The sequence below is a fragment of the Bacillus sp. C-3-6 genome, from assembly GCF_054509685.1.
On sequence record NZ_CM137247.1, the window covers coordinates 3694935 to 3712539 of the forward strand.

Sequence of the window (17605 nt, forward strand, 5' to 3'; positions counted from 1 at the left end):
CTTTTAGTTAGAAAGGAGTGTTCATTTATGGCATTCGATGGATTATTTACAAGAGCAATTACACATGAAATTGCAAATTCTCTTTACACAGGAAGAATTTCCAAAATATATCAACCTTCAAAGTATGAGATTTTATTACATATTCGAGCAAACGGAAAGAACCAAAAACTAATTCTTTCGTCTCACCCTACATATGCGCGTCTGCACTTAACGAATCAAAACTACGATTCACCAGCAATACCGCCAATGTTTTGTATGCTTCTTCGTAAACATTTAGAAGGTGGGTTTATTGAAAAAATTGAACAAATTGACTTAGAACGTATTATTCAAATTACAGTTCGCAGTCGGAATGAAATTGGAGACGAATCATTAAAAACATTAGTAATCGAAATAATGGGCCGACATAGTAACATTATCTTAGTAGATACGAAAACAAACGTTATTTTAGATAGCTTAAAACACATATCTTTAGCGGTAAACCGCCATCGTACTGTATACGCTGGAGCTGAATATATTGCACCACCAGCACAACATAAAATTAACCCACTTCAGATTGAAACAAATGATGAATTTATTAGACCACTAGACTTTCTATCTGGAAACATGGATAAACAGCTTGTCGGCACCTTTACGGGAATATCCCCGTTATTCGCAAAAGAAGTAGTGAAAAAAGCTGGTATGGTAAATGAAAAAGCATTAGCGGATGCATTTTTCTCCATACAAAAACCATTATTAACTCATACATATTCACCAGCGATGACTACTTCAAATGGGAAAGAATTCTTTTATCTTTTCCCTCTTGCACACTTGCAAGGAGAAGATAAGACGTTCTCATCTGTTAGTGAATTGCTTGATCGTTTCTTTTTCGGAAAAGCAGAGCGCGATCGTGTAAAACAACAAGCTCATGATTTAGAACGCTTTATGCAAAATGAAAAAAATAAAAACGAGAAAAAACTCATTAAACTCGAAAAAACACTGCAAGATGCTGGAAAAGCAGATAAATATCAACTATTTGGAGAGCTACTTACAGCTAATATGTACGCTTTGAAAAAAGGCGATAAAGATATTGAGGTCGTTAATTATTACGATGAAAATGGCGGAACTGTAAAAATCACATTAGATCCTTTAAAAACACCATCTGAAAATGCACAACGCTATTTCCAAAAGTATCAAAAAGCAAAAAATTCAGTTGTTGTTGTAGAAGAACAAATCGAAAAAACCAATGAAGAAATTCTTTATTTTGATAGCTTACTTCAACAAATGGAAGCTGCTTCTTCAAAAGATATTGAAGAAATTCGTGAGGAATTAGCTGAAGAAGGTTATGTGCGCAATCGCAAAACGAAAAACGCAAAGAAAAAGCCTACTAAGCCAGTATTAGATAAATATTTAGCAAGTGATGGCACAGAGATTTTCGTTGGTAAAAACAATAAACAAAATGATTATTTAACAACGAAGTTTGCCCGCCGTGATGAAATTTGGTTACATACGAAAGACATACCTGGCTCTCACGTTGTCATTCGTTCTTTAGATCCTGCTGAAGAAACTTTACTAGAAGCTGCCAAAATTGCCGCTTATTACAGTAAAGCGAAAGAGTCTAGCTCTGTACCTGTTGATTTCACTAAAATACGCCATGTGAAAAAACCGAGTGGTGCAAAACTTGGTTTTGTTACGTACGACAATCAGCAAACCGTATATGTAACACCAGATGCTGATATTGTAATGAAATTAAAAGCGTAAATACAAAAATGCGTTGCTTATAAGCAACGCATTTTTTATATTCGTTCACACTAGTTCATATACCCATTTACTAATTCATAACATCTTGCTTTTGTCATCTTATATTTCTCTTCTGAAGCTTCTATACGCCTCATCGTTCCGTTATTTGTATCAGTACCAATTGCTTTAACTTTACTTTCTTTTTCTTTAACCCACGCAATTTGTTTCGTTTTTAACGACTGAAACGTATCAGGTGACATCGTACTTTTTAATGTACTGTAAATTTCATTTAGTTTATTATCCCACAGTTCATAATTTCCTTCTATTTCATTTACTATATCATTGGTTGACATAGCATTCGTATGTTTTTCTTGTTTATCTATAGCAGCTAATTCACTTAAAACATTTGCTCTATCTATCTTTGAAGAAGATTCTTTTTGCGATTGTTTCTCTTCTTTTGAGCCTGTATACGCACTCGAATCCTTTCTCTGTACTTGTTCTGTTTCTTGAATATTTCTTTCTTTCGTTACCTTTTCATACCTATTTTTATCTACATTGTATGAAATAAGAGATGTTTTCGCATTTACAGTAATTAATCCGTTACTATCTTTGAATATGTATTTCTTATCGCCACTATTTTCTTCACTTACAAATGACACATTCTTATCGTCTGGCATTTTTAAAATTCTACTTGCTTCTTCTTTTGTAAGTTTTAAATCTTCAGGAAAAACGAATGACCATTTATCCATTAACCATTCCCCTTCTTTATACACCAAATGAAATTCCCAATCTTGGGCCGCATGACCTATTTCATCTTCTAAACTTAATGTATGTACCGTTAAATTTTCTTTATCTTGTGAAGAAGAAAATCTTATTTCAGTTTGAAAATAATTTGGGAATGGTAACATATCAGTCTCTCTCGATCTATTAAAGTTAGCAAGCAATTCAGGAAGCTGATTCTCTACAAACTTTTCTGAAACCAATCCTTTAACTCCTTTTTTAGCTGTCTCTAAATCCCCAGGATTATTTCGGCTCCATCCATTTTCTTTTTCCATCTCACTAAACGCATTTGCTATTCCATCTACACTCTTTCTTACAATCTTTTTCGCTTCTTTTTCTGTCACTTCTGGCGCTTCATCAAGCTGTTCAATCGTTTCATTTACTTGAACTTTGTGTTCACTTGTTTCACACCCCGTTATAACAAGCATACTAGCGGCCAAACAAAATGACATTACTTTACTTAATTTCTTCATACACTCACATTCCTTAACCCAGTTTTTTTCGTTACATCTCTTTACCTATAAAAAACGTAACAATCCCTTATTATACCAATTAACTTAATTCATTTATACAAAAAATATAATATTTAAATTAAAAAGATTTTCGTTTGCGAGTTTATATTATTGTTCAGTCACATAAAAACTTACTGTAAAAATTTTATATATATTTATTTTACATTCGTCTAGTTTTTTTGACACACAGCTACCCTCTTCTCTTTTATTCTAAATAAATATACTGGCACAATTCTTGCTTTATTAATGTAAAAAGGAGGAATTAAAATGAATGTAAGAATAACTAACATCCAAAAACAACTACATAATTACGGAATCGACGGGTTACTTATTACAAAAAAAGAAAACCGTCAATACGCAACAAACTTTACAGGTAGCGCAGGCGTTGTCTTAATCGCTGCGCATAAAGCTATTTTCATTACTGATTTCCGTTACGTAGATCAAGCAAAAACGGAAATAAAAGCAGCAGAAATTATTATGCATAAAGGAAATTTAGAAGAAGAAGTTGCAAATCAAGTATCAAAATTAAACATTCAAAAACTTGGTATAGAAGACAATAATATGACTTTGCAACAATTTAAGAAACTACAAAAATATATACATACAGAAATGGTTCCAGTGTGTGAGATTATTGAAGATATTCGACTTATTAAAGACACATCTGAAATAGAAACAATGAAAATCGCAGCTACAATCGCTGACGAAGCATTTCACCATATTGTTACATTTCTAAAGCCTGGAATAAGCGAGACTGACGTTCGAGATGAGTTAGAATTTTTCATGCGAAAAAAAGGGGCTACATCTTCTTCATTCCAAATCATTGTAGCCTCAGGCGTTCGTTCTTCACTTCCCCATGGAGTTGCATCAAATAAAATAATCGAACGAGGCGATATCGTTACATTAGACTTCGGTGCACTTTACGACGGATATTGTTCCGATATAACACGTACCGTAGCAATCGGGGAACCATCGGAAGAATTCCAAAAAATATACAATGTTGTACGAGAAGCGTTAAAGCGTGGGACTGAAGCAATTAAGCCTGGAGAAACTGCGAAAAGTATCGATGATATAACGAGGAATTACATTACAGAACATGGATACGGTCAATACTTTGGCCACTCTACCGGGCACGGTCTTGGGTTAGAAATACATGAACCACTTCGCCTATCCCAAGAAAGCAAGGCAACTTTACAAGAAGGTATGGTTGTTACAGTTGAGCCGGGCATTTACATACCGAACTGGGGCGGTTGTAGAATCGAAGATGATATTGTCATCACCAAAGATGGTTATGACGTTATTACAAAATCAAATAGAGAACTAATTATAATCCCTTGTTAATATTATGAAGGTTTAAACAAAACTTTTTTTGCACATAGAATTCCTTCTCTGGAGTATTCATTTAAAGAGGGGGAATTTTAATTGAATTTTGTAATTGATAAATTGGAGGGTTTACATGTAGAATTTTCAAAGCTTGTTTCCATGATGAATTACGCTCGCTATACAACAATGCAAGCAGTGGAAAGTTTAACAATTGAAGAACTTGATTATTTATATGATAAGGAAGCAAATTCAATTGGCATGTTATTGTATCATATGGCTGCTATTGAATTTTACTACCAGATTCATACTTTTGAAGACCGTGAACCAACGGAGGCTGAATTAGAACGCTGGTTACCTGGCATTGAATTAGGCGATCTTGGGCGTGAGAAAATAAAAGGAAACGCTATAGAATTTTACATAAATACATTACAAGAAGTACGTTCCAAAACAATCGAGACTTTTCAATCGTTACCTGATGAATGGTTATTTAAAACGACAGACTTTTGGTATGACAAACCAGCAAATAACTATTTTAAGTGGTTTCACGTTTTTGAAGATGAAATCAATCATCGTGGACAAATTCGTTTAATTAAAAAGATGCAAAAAGCTCATGCAGTAAAATGAGGAAATGCCACCGAATAAGGTGGCATTTTCTTTTATTCATTAACGAATAGCTTTTCGTTTACTATTTTAGTGACTACCACTACCAACATTAAAATGCATATTAAATATAGCATTTTCGCAATAAACAACCACCCTTGAAACATTACAATTCCATCTATTATCTCATTTCCTTTCCATAACAAAAACGGAATTGTACTGATTATAATGACAAATTCGATGCTGAAAACCATTTTCTTTTTTCGACTATATGCTTTCCATTCATTCCAGCGATACATAGGAGCAAAAATCAATACTCCTATACATAATATAACTGGTACCCATTCACTGTTAAGAAATTGTCCTGAAATAATTGATAATAGTAAACAAACTAGCACACCATAATATCCTATTTTTTCTCTCATTCGTACTCCCCCATTCTACTTCTCCTTTAATATGTAACTTGCTATACTTATAACAATTCTTAGAAAAATAACAACTATAATTACAAGATAAAGGCCGTTTGCAGAAGACATCCATTCTTGAAAAATAGACATTTTCTCCATTTGTTTCTGACCCTCTATTAAAATAACCCCTGCGAACAATGAGCAAACAACGATGATACCTATCATAATTCCGATACTTTTTACTGTATTGTTTCATACCATCCCAGTTATATAAAAGTATAAATACAAACCCGAAAACAGGTATAATACTTATCCATTCATTGTTTGTAAATAGCTTTAAAATGATTAATAGACTACAAGATATGATAAATCCCAAAAATCCAATTTTTTTGTGCATAAGCCCTCCTCGAATTCCATTTTTAGGATTAATTGTATTGTAACATCCATTTTTATCCTTACCATTGCAGTACATGAAATTTTACCTTTTTTTCTGTTTCTTATACTCACATACTTTCCCTACTTTCATACAATAAACTACACGATTGCCTAAGGATGTGAATGTTATGGGAGTTGAATTAACGCTATTACACGCTCTCTATGTTATTTGTTTACTCACTATTATTACCTTTTTTATTCTCCGGAAAGATACTACAATTATTTGTATCGTTTTTATCTTTTTATTAGCATTAACTGCTACAAGTTCTATCCCTCTTGCCGTTAGCGGCATTTTTCAAAGTTTTATTTACGCCATTACTGAGCTATTACCAACTATATTAATCATTTCTATTATTGTATCCATGAGCAATTTACTCGTTCATACCGGTATAAATGATACAATGATTTCGCCATTTACAAAGATGATCCGTACCCCTACCCTCGCCTACTGGATTATTGGCCTTTTGATGATGACAATTTCTTTCTTCTTTTGGCCTTCTCCCGCTGTCGCCTTAATGGGAGCTATTTTATTACCGGTTGCTGTACGCGTCGGTCTCCCCCCAATTGGAGTAGCAATTGCTATGAACTTATTCGGTCATGGGATTGCTTTATCCGGCGACTTCGTTATACAAGGCGCACCAAAATTAACCGCAGACGCTGCTGGTCTCCCTGTTTCCAGCGTCGTATCTGCAAGTGTTCCACTCGTTATCGTTATGGGCGTTGTGACAACTTCCGTCGCTTTTTTCTTCTTACGAAAAGAGTTTCATACAGGCTTAGCTATACAAGAATCTATTCTATCAACTGAGTCTTCTAAAACGCTCACTTCATTATCTCCTCGCACAAAGAAATGGCTCGCTATTTGTATCCCTATCGTATATATCATTGATATCCTTTGCATGATTCAATTTCAACTACAAGGAAGCGACGCAACTGCACTTATCGGCGGAACAACTGTTATTATGATTATCATCATTTCTCTCATCGCCTACAAAGGTAATGGACTGAATAAAACGACCGATTATTTCATAGAAGGGCTCCAATTTGGCTTTAAAATTTTCGGACCAGTTATTCCTATCGCTGCACTCTTTTATTTAGGAGATAGTGGCTTTGTGAAAATTATCGGAGACTATTTACCGAAAGGTTCACACGGAATCATTAACGACTTAGGCATCGCTTTATCTCAAACTGTTCCTTTAAATCAATATGTATCGGCAGGGACATTAACCATCGTGGGTGTCATTACCGGCTTAGATGGATCAGGTTTTTCAGGTATATCACTTGCTGGTTCCATTGCCAATCTTTTTGGAACAGCACTTGGCCATGGAACAGCTACATTAACAGCACTCGGGCAAATTGCAGCTATATGGACCGGGGGCGGGACGTTAATTCCTTGGGCACTTATTCCTGCTGCTGCGATTTGTAAAGTCGATCCATTTGAACTTGCACGCCGAAACTTTTTACCGGTTGTTATCGGTTTAATTGTCACCACGATCGTTGCGATGTTTATCCTATAACGTAAGCAAGTGTTCTCTTGCTTACGTTTTTTGCTTGTAAAATTCATCATGAATTATCAGTTTTCAAGAGGGATTCGTTATTACTTAGCGAAATTATATTAGGAGAGTAATTATTTCAAAACGTTTACGAGAAACAGATTACTGCAATTAGAAAAGGGGACATACCTATGAATGAATTGATTTTCGTCTTATTAATTTGTCCATTATTTATCTTTATCGTATCTGTTATTGGAACACGCAAAACGAAAACGTATTACGTAATGCCGATTGTAACGTTTGCTAGTTTTTTAATAATAGGTGTTATCGCCTTTACTCCAAAATTTTTCTTTTGGGTTGGCATGTACAGCATCTTCTCGTTTATCGTTTCTTATATGACGCTATTGTTTGTGAAAGGATATGAGGTTGCTGAAAACGCTAACTAGTTGTTAACAAGGAGACAGCAATATGATTTTCTTTGATATTGATGGAACTTTACTTGATTATGAGGTTGCTGAAAGAAATGGTATTATAGATTTTTTTCAAATATATATTTACTTCTAGTGAACTTGGTATATCGAAACCAGATCCTGAAATTTTTCACAGAACCGTATTACAATCGAACCTTGAAATGAAAGATTGCTATTATATTGGCGATCGATTAGAGACTGATGCGATTAGTAGTACAGCAGCTGGGATGCAAGGGATATGGTTAAATCAAGATAACTCACAACTCAAGTACGATATTCCTACTATCTGTTCTTTACATGAAGTTTTAACAATAATATAAAAAACGACCGCGTTCCCCCGCGGTCGTTTTTTTCATGTTACGCTGTGATCCAAGCTTCGTTAGCTGGATTTTTACGCCACTCTTGTAATTTTTTCGTTTCAGCTTGTCCGATCATACCTTTTTCTGCTGCAACTTCAGTTAATGCACTGTAATCACTTAAAGAATATGATGCTACGTTAGCTGCTTCTAGCTTTTCTTTTCCTGCTTCTAGCTCGTATGTGAAGATTGATACGATTCCTAATACTTCACAGCCAGCTTCGCGAAGTGCTTCTACACATGTAATTGCACTTCCGCCAGTTGAAATTAAGTCTTCTACTACTACAACTTTTTGACCTTTTTCAGCTTTTCCTTCAATTTGATTCCCTTTACCGTGGCCTTTTGCTTTACTACGTACGTAGCACATTGGTAAATCCATACGATCGCTTACCCATGCAGCGTGCGCAATACCAGCAGTTGCTGTTCCTGCAATAACTTCTACAGTTGGGAAGTTCTCTTTAATTAACTCTTCTAATCCAGCTGCAATCGCTTGACGTACTTTTGGATAAGATAAAGTTAAACGGTTATCACAATAAATTGGTGATTTCATACCTGAAGACCATGTGAATGGATCATTCGGTTGTAAAAATACTGCTCCAATTTCTAATAAATGCGATGCGATTTCTTTTTTCATACTGTTACACCTTCCCACTGTTGTTTTACTGTTTTATACGCTTCAAGCGGATTTTCTGCTTTTGTAATACTACGTCCAACTACGATGTAGCTTGAGCCAAGTTCCCTCGCACGTTTCGGTGTTGCTACGCGCACCTGGTCATTTACATCATCGCTTGCAAGACGAATCCCCGGTGTTACTGTTACAAATTCATTCCCGCATACTTCACGTAATTTTGGAACTTCAAGCGTTGAGCAAACAACGCCATCAAGTCCACTTTCTTTCGTTAGTTTTGCATAATGAGCAACCGCTTCTTCTAACGTCTTCTCAATGCCAATCTCTTTTTTCATCATAGCTTCCGAAGTGCTTGTTAGTTGTGTAACTGCAATACAAATCGGTCTCTCTTTTCCTTCTTGCTTACCTTCCTCTAATCCCTCAATCGCAGCTTTCATCATGCTGCTTCCCCCAGCAGCATGAACATTTACCATATCAACATCTAGACTAGCTAGGCTACGCATAGCGCTTTTTACTGTATTCGGAATATCATGAAGTTTTAAATCTAGAAAAATCTTATGTCCTTTTTCTTTTAAGTACGTAATAATTGCAGGGCCTTCTTTGTAAAATAACTCCATACCAACTTTGACAAATAACTCTTCCCCTTCAAAGTGGCGCAAGAATTGTTCTACATCTTGTTTCCCTGGAAAATCTAGTGCAACGATTAACGACTGTGACATGTTTGCTTCCAGCTCCTTCCTTGACATTCCGAAATGTGATCAAATCCTAATTCATCTAGTAATGCTGGTAACTCTTCAATAATTGTCGGACATACGAACGGATCGATAAAGTTCGCTGTACCTACTGCAACTGCGCTTGCGCCAGCGTAGAAGAATTCAATTACATCTTCCGCTGTTTCAATACCACCCATTCCGATAATTGGAATGTTAACCGCTTGGCTTACTTCATGTACCATACGAATTGCTACTGGCTTAATCGCAGGACCTGATAATCCGCCTGTACGGTTTGCTAAAATTGGTTTAGCTGTTTTTAAATCTAAACGCATACCAAGCAATGTATTAATCATCGTTAAACCATCTGCACCTGCATTTTCAATCGCTTTTGCAATTTCCACTATGTTTGCCACGTTTGGTGACAACTTCACGTATACAGGTACTTCAGAAACCTCTTTTACTCGCTTCGTTAAATCAGCAGCAATTTCAGGATTTGTACCAAAGGCGATACCACCTGTTTTTACGTTCGGACAAGAAATATTTAATTCTAGTGCATGGACATTAGGCGCTTTAGAAATTTCCTTTGCAACCGCTACATAATCCTCAGCTTGTGAGCCTGCAACGTTAGCAATGATTGGAAGGTCAAATTGTTCTAACCATGGTAATTCAGAATTCATTACTTTTTCTAACCCTGGGTTTTGAAGTCCGATTGCATTTAACATGCCGCCCGGTGTTTCAGCAACACGAGGTGTTGGATTTCCATAGCGTGGTTGTTCTGTCGTCGCTTTAATCATGATTGATCCTAGTACACTTAAATCGTAAAACTGTGCATATTCACGACCAAATCCAAAGCATCCAGATGCCGGTATAATTGGATTTTTTAATGATAATCCTGGTAATTCAACTTGCAATCTGTTCATAGTACAACCTCCCCGATTGGAAATACTGGTCCGTCGCTACACACCTTCTTGTAAGAATGTCCACTTGGATCTTCTTGTAAGTGGCATACACATGCGAAACAAGCTCCAATACCGCAGCCCATACGTTCTTCTAATGAAATATAGGCTTTTTTCTCTTTGTAACGTCCTTCTAATGCACGAAGCATCGCTAACGGACCACATGAATAAAGAATATCAAAGTCAATTCCGTAATTATCAATTACATCTGTGACAAATCCTTTTGTACCGTGTGTACCATCTACTGTCGCAACGTACGTATCACCAAGTTCTGCAAATTTTTCTTCATAGAAAACTACATCTTTCGTTTGAAAACCTAAGATGTGAATTACACGTACACCTTTTGCAACGAGGCGCTGTGATAGTTCATAAAGTGGTGGTACACCAATCCCCCCGCCTACTAGTAAAGCTGTTTGACCAGCTTCTGCTTCTTCTACAGGAAAACCGTGTCCTAGTGGTCCTAGTACGTCTACCATTTCACCTTGTTTTCTAGTTGCTAATGTTTTTGTCCCTTGTCCTTCCGCACGATATAGCATTGTAAATTCGTTCTTCTCTTGATCTACATTACAAATACTAATCGGGCGGCGCAGAAGGGGCGCAATGCCCTCTGCTACCTTAATGTGTACAAACTGCCCTGGTTCGTTCATTTGCTGTACTAAAGTTCCTTGAAGCACTAACTCGTAAATGTTTTTTGCGATTTCTTTTTGATTAACGACGATCATATTTTGCTTTTGCATCATGCATGTACCACCTCGTGACGCTTTGTTTGCGTAATTTCTTTCATTGAATGAGCTGAGAATGTCATAGATTCTAATACTCGTAAGATTGCTCTTGTTGTATCAAGTGATGTTAAGCAAGCCACGCCATTTTCTACTGATTCACGGCGAATGCGGAAACCATCACGCGCTGGTTGTTTACCTTTCGTTAATGTGTTAATTACAAACTGTGCTTTTCCTTGACGGATAATATCTAGTAAGTTGTAGTCTTCAGAATCAATTTTGTTTACAACTTGTACTGGGATATTTTGCTCTTCTAATGATTGTGCTGTTCCAGCTGTTGCTAATAAGTTATAGCCGATTTCGTGGAAACGTTTTGCAATTTCCATCGCCTCTTCTTTATCTTTATCCGCTACAGTAATGATTACTGATCCGTGCGTTGGGATGTTAATTCCTGAAGCAACTAATCCTTTATATAATGCTTTTTCAAGCGTTAAGTCTTTACCCATTACTTCCCCTGTTGATTTCATTTCAGGTCCTAATGTTGTATCAACTGAACGTAGTTTCGCGAATGAGAATACCGGAGCTTTTACATATACTTCTTTCTCTTCTGGGTGATAGCCCGTTCCGTATCCTTGCTCTACTAGGTCTTGCCCTAAAATAACTTTCGTTGCAACATTCGCCATCGGTACGCCTGTAATTTTACTTAAGAACGGTACTGTACGGCTTGCACGTGGGTTTACTTCAATTACGTACACTTGATCTTTGAATACTACAAACTGGATATTTAGTAATCCAACAATGTTTAATCCTTTTCCAAGTGCAATTGTATGTTCAATGATTTGTTCTTTTAGTTTTTCAGATAAACTTTGTGGTGGATATACTCCAATTGAGTCACCAGAGTGAACTCCAGCGCGTTCAATATGTTCCATAATACCTGGAATGAATACATTCTCACCATCTGAAATTGCATCTACTTCAATTTCTTTACCAACCATGTAACGGTCGATTAATACTGGGTGATCTGCATGAACTTTAACTGCATTTTTCATGTAGTGCAGCAGTTCTTCTTGACGATATACGATTTCCATCGCACGTCCACCTAGTACGTAAGATGGTCTTACTAATACTGGATAACCAATTTCTTCTGCGATTGCTACCGCTTGTTCTACAGTCGTTGCTGTTTTACCAACTGGTTGCGGGATACCAAGTTTTGTTAAAGCAGCTTCAAATTTATCACGATCTTCTGCACGGTCTAAGTCTTCAAGTGATGTTCCTAAGATTTTCACACCGTGAGCCTCTAATTTCGCCGCTAAGTTAATTGCCGTTTGTCCACCGAACTGAACAATAACGCCTTCTGGTTTTTCTAAATCAATGATGTGCATTACATCTTCAATTGTTAATGGTTCAAAGTATAATTTGTCAGAAATACTGAAGTCTGTTGAAACTGTTTCTGGATTGTTATTAACAATGATTGCCTCATATCCAGCTTCTTTAATTGCCCATACAGAGTGAACTGTTGCATAGTCAAACTCAACCCCTTGACCGATACGGATTGGACCAGACCCTAGTACAACAACACTCTTACGATCTGTTATCACCGATTCATTCTCATCACCATATGTGCTGTAGTAGTATGGTGTTGCAGATTCAAACTCTGCCGCACAAGTATCTACCATTTTATAAACAGGAGTTATATTGCTTTCTTTACGCATATCGTAAATTTCACGCTCCGTTTTGTTCCAAGCAGCTGCAATGTAGTGATCACTGAAGCCCATTTCTTTCGCAGCTTGTAGTACTTCCATATTTCCTACATTCGCTTTTACTTCGCGTTCCATATTTACGATGTTTTCAATTTTTTGTAAGAAGAAGAAGTCCATTTCACACCATTCGTTGATTTCTTCTTTCGTTACACCTTGACGAATTGCTTCTGCTACAATAAACAGTCGTTCATCGTCTGCTTTAATAATGCGTTTTTTCATTGTTTCTTTATCAAGTTCTTTTAAGTGGTCTAATTCTAAGTGATAAATGCCAAGCTCTAAAGAACGAACCGCTTTTAATAATGATTGCTCTAAGTTACGTCCGATTGACATAACTTCACCAGTTGCCTTCATTTGTGTACCAAGTGTTCTGTTTGCTGATTCAAACTTATCAAATGGCCAGCGTGGAATTTTTGAAACAACATAGTCTAATGCTGGCTCGAAGCAAGCGTAAGTTTTTTGTGTTACTGGGTTTATGATTTCATCTAATGTTAAGCCGACTGCAATTTTCGCTGCTAATTTTGCAATTGGATATCCAGTCGCTTTAGATGCTAGTGCAGATGAACGACTTACACGTGGGTTTACTTCGATTACATAGTATTGGAAGCTATGTGGATCTAGTGCAAGCTGAACGTTACATCCACCTTCAATTCCTAATGCACGAATAATTCGTAATGAAGTGTTTCGTAACATTTGATATTCACGGTCGCTTAATGTTTGGCTTGGTGCTACTACGATAGAATCACCTGTGTGAACCCCAACTGGATCGATGTTTTCCATGTTACATACTACAATCGCGTTATCATTCGAATCACGCATTACTTCATATTCAATTTCCTTACAACCAGCAATGCTCTTTTCTAATAAACATTGTGTTACTGGACTATGTTTTAATCCACCGGATACGATTTCAATTAGTTCTTCTTCATTACTACAAATTCCGCCACCTGTTCCTCCCATTGTAAATGCTGGGCGAACAATAACTGGATAACCAATTTCTTTTACAAATTCATGTGCTTCTTCCAGCGTATGAATGATCGTACTAGATGGAATTGGTTCATTTAAATCCTGCATTAATGTACGGAATAAATCGCGATCCTCCGCTTGCTCGATGGCTGATAATTTCGTTCCTAAAATTTCAACTCCGCATTCTTCAAGTATGCCTGATTTCGCAAGTTCAACAGCCATATTTAACCCTGTTTGACCACCTAATGTTGGTAAGATTGCATCTGGACGTTCTTTACGAATAATACGGCTTACGAATTCTAATGTTAATGGTTCGATATATACTTTATCTGCTGTTGCAGTATCTGTCATAATTGTTGCTGGGTTAGAGTTAACAAGGATTACTTTGTAACCTTCTTCTCTTAGAGATTGACAAGCTTGTGTACCAGAGTAGTCAAACTCCGCTGCTTGCCCAATTACAATTGGTCCTGATCCGATTACTAAAATTGTGTTAATGTCTAGGCGTTTTGGCATAACTCTTCCCCTTCTTTCTTGAAGTTTTCAATCATTGCTAAGAAATCTTCGAATAAATCATTTGCATCTTCAGGTCCTGCTGAAGCTTCTGGATGGTATTGTACTGTAAATGCTGGGAACTTCTTATGACGAAGACCTTCTACTGTTCCATCATTTAAAGCAACATGTGTAATTTCAAGCTCTGTATTTTCAACTGATTCTTCTTCTACTGCGTAACCATGGTTTTGAGATGTAATTGCTACTTTTCCAGTTGCAAGATTTTTTACTGGATGGTTTAAACCACGGTGACCGAATTTCAACTTACTTGTATTTGCACCAGATGCTAGAGCGAACAATTGATGTCCTAGGCAAATTCCGAATAAAGGAACTTTACCGATAATGTCTTTTAACATTTCAATTGCTTCTGGTACATCTTTTGGATCCCCAGGTCCGTTACTTAACATAATTCCATCTGGGCTAAGGCGTAAAATTTCTTCTGCTGTTGTGTTGTAAGGAACTACAATTACATCACAGTCACGCTTATTTAATTCTCGTAAAATACCATGTTTCATTCCGAAGTCTACAAGTACAACTCGGTGTCCGCGTCCTGGACTTGGGTATGGATCTTTCGTTGATACGCGTTTCACGTGATCTGTAAATACTGTCGCTTTTAATTGGCTCACGATGTATTCTACATCTGCATCCATGTTACAAAGGCGTCCGCGTAATGTACCGTATTGACGAATTTTTCTCGTTAATTTTCTCGTATCAATTCCTGCTAATCCCGGGATGTTTCTTTCTTTTAAGTAATCATTTAACGAAATTTCATTACGGAAGTTTGATGGATGATCACAAATTTCGTTTACGATTAAACCATTTACAGATGGGTGAATCGATTCGAAATCGTCACGGTTAATGCCGTAGTTTCCGATTAATGGGTACGTGAATGTTACGATTTGACCGCAATATGATGGATCAGATAATGTTTCTTGATATCCAGTCATTCCTGTTGTAAATACAACCTCACCTGACTTTTCGATTTCTCCTCCGAAACCTTTTCCAATTAATACTGTTCCATCTTCTAAGATAAGTTGTCTTTTCATACTAATGCACTCTCCTTTTGCCATGCGATCTTACCACCAACGATTGTCATTACCGGCCATCCTTGGCATTTCCAACCTGCGAATGGTGTATTTTTTCCTTTTGATAAGAATGTTGTTGGATCAATCTCTTCTTCTTGTTCTAAATCAATGATTGTAATATCAGCTGTTCTACCTTCTTTCAGGCGACCTGCTTCTAAGCCGAATGTATCAGCTGGCTTTTCTGTTAAATATTGAATTAATTGTTCTAGCGTAATAACTCCTTTTTTCACAAGGTTTGTGTATAGAAGCGGGAATGCTGTTTCAAAACCAGTAATTCCGAATGGTGCTCTTTCAATTCCTTGTGCTTTCTCTTCCGCTGTATGCGGTGCATGGTCAGTTGCGATCATATCGATCGTTCCATCTAATAAACCTTCAATTAATGCTGCATGGTCTTCTTTTCCACGAAGCGGTGGGTTCATTTTAAAATTAGGATCAGCTGATGGGATATCATCTTCACATAACACTAGGTGATGTGGTGTTACTTCTGCTGTTACTTTAATTCCAGCGCGTTTCGCATCACGGATTACACGTACTGAACCTTTCGTACTTACGTGACATACGTGATAGTGACAATCTGCTGCTTCCGCAAGCAATATATCCCTTGCAATATGTACAGATTCACATACTGATGGGATACCGTTTAATCCGTGTTTCTCAGAAAACTTCCCTTCATGTACACAACCTTTATTAATAAGCGTATTCTCTTCACAGTGCGCAACTACTGCCATATCTAATTTTGCTGCACGTTTCATAGCCGCTAACATCATGCTCGCATCTTGTACGCCTACGCCGTCATCTGTGAAAGCAAATGCTCCAAGTTCTTTTAATGTTTCGAAATCTGTCATTTCAGAACCAGCTTGACGTACTGTAATTGCTCCGTATGGTAGTACGTTGACATGGGCTTTTTCTTTAATACGATTTTGCAAGTCTTCCATATGTTCTCTGCAATCTGGTACTGGACGTGTATTTGGCATTGCACAAATTGTAGTGAATCCACCTTTTGCCGCTGCTAGTGTACCTGTTTCAATTGTTTCTTTATGTTCACCACCTGGTTCACGAAGATGTACGTGTACATCTACTAATCCAGGTGCGATTAACTTTCCGTTCACATCGATTACTTCAGCATTATCTGCCGTAATATTTTCTGCTACCTTAGCGATTTTACCGTCTTGTACGAGAAGATCTGTTGCTACAATTTTTCCTTCTTCATTCATATAACGACCATTTTTAAACAAGTAATTCATGTTTCATTCCTCCTAATACATTTGGTAAGGCGCGTTTTAGTACAGCCATTCTTACGTAAACTCCATTTTCCATTTGTTTAAATATGCGTGAACGCTCACACTCAACAAGTTCACTTGCAATTTCAACATCACGGTTTACAGGAGCTGGATGCATAATAATGCTTCCTTCTTTCATACGCTTTTCTCTTTCTACTGTTAATCCGTGTTTCTCATGATATTCTTTCATAATGTCTGTTTCATAATGATCATGACGCTCATGTTGTACACGGAGTAACATCATTACATCCACTTCTGGAACAAGTTCATCTAATGGTTTGTATGTTCCAAATGTGTTGTCTTCACCTTTCCACTCTTCTGGACTTGCAAAGTAAATTGTTGCACCAAGCTTCGTTAATGCTTCTGCATTAGAACGTGCTACTCGGCTATGACGAACATCTCCTACTATTGCAATCTTCAAACCTTCAAATCTTCCAAACTCTTGTTTAATTGTAAGAAGGTCGAGTAGGCACTGCGTTGGGTGGTTTCCACATCCATCTCCAGCGTTTAAGATCGGGATATTCACCTGATCTTTTAGTTCATCGAAGTAGCGATCTTGCTCATGGCGGATGACCACTGCTTTTGTTCCGATTGATTCTAGTGTTCTTATCGTATCGTATAAAGTTTCTCCTTTTTGTACGCTAGATGCATCAGCTGAAAAGTTTAAAACATCTAGTCCTAATCTCTTCTCAGCAACTTCAAAGCTAAATCTCGTTCTCGTACTATTCTCAAAGAACAAGTTTGCAACAAAAGTTTGCTCTGTCGTTTTGCTCTCTTTTCCATTCGCAAAATCTTCTGCGTCTTTTAGGATTTCTGAAATTTCTACTTCCGATAATTCACTCATCGTTAACAAATGGCTCATCGTC

General features: G+C 37.0%; 15 protein-coding genes and 2 pseudogenes. 6 read left to right on the forward strand and 11 right to left on the reverse strand.

What is annotated here, in order from left to right; genetic code table 11:
* Positions 1-27 precede the first annotated feature (27 nt).
* A complete protein-coding gene (locus ACW0JX_RS18785) occupies positions 28-1737 on the forward strand; it encodes an Rqc2 family fibronectin-binding protein (protein WP_098125834.1) in 1710 nt (569 codons plus the stop codon).
* A 50-nt stretch (positions 1738-1787) separates the two neighbouring features.
* Here the strand turns inward: ACW0JX_RS18785 and ACW0JX_RS18790 are convergent, their stop codons facing one another.
* Complete coding sequence (locus ACW0JX_RS18790) at positions 1788-2969, reverse strand: lysozyme inhibitor LprI family protein (RefSeq protein ID WP_459244998.1); 1182 nt, start codon at positions 2967-2969, stop codon at positions 1788-1790.
* Positions 2970-3275: 306 nt separating this feature from the next.
* Between ACW0JX_RS18790 and ACW0JX_RS18795 the strand changes: the two genes are divergently transcribed.
* Positions 3276-4346 carry a M24 family metallopeptidase gene (locus ACW0JX_RS18795; protein ID WP_001102865.1) on the forward strand — a complete coding sequence of 357 codons (1071 nt, stop codon included), beginning with the start codon at positions 3276-3278 and terminating at the stop codon, positions 4344-4346.
* Between the two features lie 81 nt (positions 4347-4427).
* Positions 4428-4952 carry a DinB family protein gene (locus tag ACW0JX_RS18800; RefSeq protein ID WP_001012056.1) on the forward strand — a complete coding sequence of 175 codons (525 nt, stop codon included), beginning with the start codon at positions 4428-4430 and terminating at the stop codon, positions 4950-4952.
* 32 nt (positions 4953-4984) lie between these two features.
* Here the strand turns inward: ACW0JX_RS18800 and ACW0JX_RS18805 are convergent, their stop codons facing one another.
* Both ACW0JX_RS18805 and ACW0JX_RS18810 read right to left on the reverse strand, forming a co-directional pair.
* The gene (locus ACW0JX_RS18805) at positions 4985-5353 is read right to left on the reverse strand and encodes a YoqO family protein (protein ID WP_001208250.1); all 369 of its coding nucleotides are present in this window, start codon (positions 5351-5353) and stop codon (positions 4985-4987) included.
* 15 nt (positions 5354-5368) lie between these two features.
* Positions 5369-5732: pseudogene (locus ACW0JX_RS18810) on the reverse strand (YoqO family protein).
* A gap of 166 nt (positions 5733-5898) precedes the next feature.
* On the opposite strand from ACW0JX_RS18810, the gene ACW0JX_RS18815 reads away from it, so the two are divergent.
* The 3 genes and pseudogenes from ACW0JX_RS18815 to ACW0JX_RS18825 all read left to right on the forward strand — a co-directional run.
* Positions 5899-7284, forward strand: a complete 1386-nt coding sequence (locus ACW0JX_RS18815; protein ID WP_000537906.1) for a membrane protein — start codon at positions 5899-5901, stop codon at positions 7282-7284.
* A gap of 167 nt (positions 7285-7451) precedes the next feature.
* Positions 7452-7706, forward strand: coding sequence for a YbeF family protein (locus ACW0JX_RS18820; RefSeq protein ID WP_459244999.1), 255 nt, complete (start codon positions 7452-7454; stop codon positions 7704-7706).
* Positions 7707-7798: 92 nt separating this feature from the next.
* A pseudogene (locus ACW0JX_RS18825) lies at positions 7799-8050 on the forward strand (HAD family hydrolase); the annotation flags it as partial.
* A 37-nt stretch (positions 8051-8087) separates the two neighbouring features.
* Here the strand turns inward: ACW0JX_RS18825 and pyrE are convergent.
* Genes pyrE through pyrB form a run of 8 tightly spaced genes read right to left on the reverse strand, consistent with a single transcriptional unit; the run spans position 8088 to position 17601 of the window.
* Positions 8088-8720: an orotate phosphoribosyltransferase gene (gene pyrE / locus ACW0JX_RS18830; protein ID WP_053563751.1), complete on the reverse strand. Its 633-nt coding sequence runs from the start codon at positions 8718-8720 to the stop codon at positions 8088-8090.
* Positions 8717-9433, reverse strand: coding sequence for an orotidine-5'-phosphate decarboxylase (gene pyrF / locus ACW0JX_RS18835; protein ID WP_000083496.1), 717 nt, complete (start codon positions 9431-9433; stop codon positions 8717-8719). The genes pyrE and pyrF overlap by 4 nt, the downstream gene beginning before the upstream one ends.
* Positions 9418-10347, reverse strand: a complete 930-nt coding sequence (pyrD, locus tag ACW0JX_RS18840; protein ID WP_001081057.1) for a dihydroorotate oxidase B catalytic subunit — start codon at positions 10345-10347, stop codon at positions 9418-9420. The genes pyrF and pyrD overlap by 16 nt, the downstream gene beginning before the upstream one ends.
* Positions 10344-11123 carry a dihydroorotate oxidase B electron transfer subunit gene (gene pyrK / locus ACW0JX_RS18845; protein ID WP_000983359.1) on the reverse strand — a complete coding sequence of 260 codons (780 nt, stop codon included), beginning with the start codon at positions 11121-11123 and terminating at the stop codon, positions 10344-10346. The genes pyrD and pyrK overlap by 4 nt, the downstream gene beginning before the upstream one ends.
* Positions 11120-14338, reverse strand: coding sequence for a carbamoyl-phosphate synthase large subunit (gene carB / locus ACW0JX_RS18850; protein WP_001126128.1), 3219 nt, complete (start codon positions 14336-14338; stop codon positions 11120-11122). Before carB ends, pyrK begins: the two co-directional genes overlap by 4 nt.
* On the reverse strand, positions 14323-15420 hold the full coding sequence (locus tag ACW0JX_RS18855) for a carbamoyl phosphate synthase small subunit (RefSeq protein WP_000828670.1): 1098 nt from the start codon (positions 15418-15420) through the stop codon (positions 14323-14325). The genes carB and ACW0JX_RS18855 overlap by 16 nt, the downstream gene beginning before the upstream one ends.
* Positions 15417-16703, reverse strand: a complete 1287-nt coding sequence (gene pyrC, locus ACW0JX_RS18860) for a dihydroorotase (RefSeq protein ID WP_001108371.1) — start codon at positions 16701-16703, stop codon at positions 15417-15419. Before pyrC ends, ACW0JX_RS18855 begins: the two co-directional genes overlap by 4 nt.
* Positions 16687-17601: an aspartate carbamoyltransferase gene (pyrB, locus tag ACW0JX_RS18865; protein ID WP_000018860.1), complete on the reverse strand. Its 915-nt coding sequence runs from the start codon at positions 17599-17601 to the stop codon at positions 16687-16689. The genes pyrC and pyrB overlap by 17 nt, the downstream gene beginning before the upstream one ends.
* Positions 17602-17605 lie beyond the last annotated feature (4 nt).

Coding starts and splice junctions, on each gene's coding strand:
- pyrC (WP_001108371.1), bottom strand. CDS start 16,703: ATGAATTACTTGTTTAAAAATGGTCGTTATATGAATGAAGAAGGAAAA.
- pyrK (WP_000983359.1), bottom strand. CDS start 11,123: ATGATGCAAAAGCAAAATATGATCGTCGTTAATCAAAAAGAAATCGCA.
- pyrD (WP_001081057.1), bottom strand. CDS start 10,347: ATGAACAGATTGCAAGTTGAATTACCAGGATTATCATTAAAAAATCCA.
- pyrB (WP_000018860.1), bottom strand. CDS start 17,601: ATGAGCCATTTGTTAACGATGAGTGAATTATCGGAAGTAGAAATTTCA.
- pyrF (WP_000083496.1), bottom strand. CDS start 9,433: ATGTCACAGTCGTTAATCGTTGCACTAGATTTTCCAGGGAAACAAGAT.
- ACW0JX_RS18805 (WP_001208250.1), bottom strand. CDS start 5,353: ATGAGAGAAAAAATAGGATATTATGGTGTGCTAGTTTGTTTACTATTA.
- pyrE (WP_053563751.1), bottom strand. CDS start 8,720: ATGAAAAAAGAAATCGCATCGCATTTATTAGAAATTGGAGCAGTATTT.
- ACW0JX_RS18790 (WP_459244998.1), bottom strand. CDS start 2,969: ATGAAGAAATTAAGTAAAGTAATGTCATTTTGTTTGGCCGCTAGTATG.
- ACW0JX_RS18785 (WP_098125834.1), top strand. CDS start 28: ATGGCATTCGATGGATTATTTACAAGAGCAATTACACATGAAATTGCA.
- ACW0JX_RS18855 (WP_000828670.1), bottom strand. CDS start 15,420: ATGAAAAGACAACTTATCTTAGAAGATGGAACAGTATTAATTGGAAAA.
- ACW0JX_RS18815 (WP_000537906.1), top strand. CDS start 5,899: ATGGGAGTTGAATTAACGCTATTACACGCTCTCTATGTTATTTGTTTA.
- carB (WP_001126128.1), bottom strand. CDS start 14,338: ATGCCAAAACGCCTAGACATTAACACAATTTTAGTAATCGGATCAGGA.
- ACW0JX_RS18795 (WP_001102865.1), top strand. CDS start 3,276: ATGAATGTAAGAATAACTAACATCCAAAAACAACTACATAATTACGGA.
- ACW0JX_RS18820 (WP_459244999.1), top strand. CDS start 7,452: ATGAATGAATTGATTTTCGTCTTATTAATTTGTCCATTATTTATCTTT.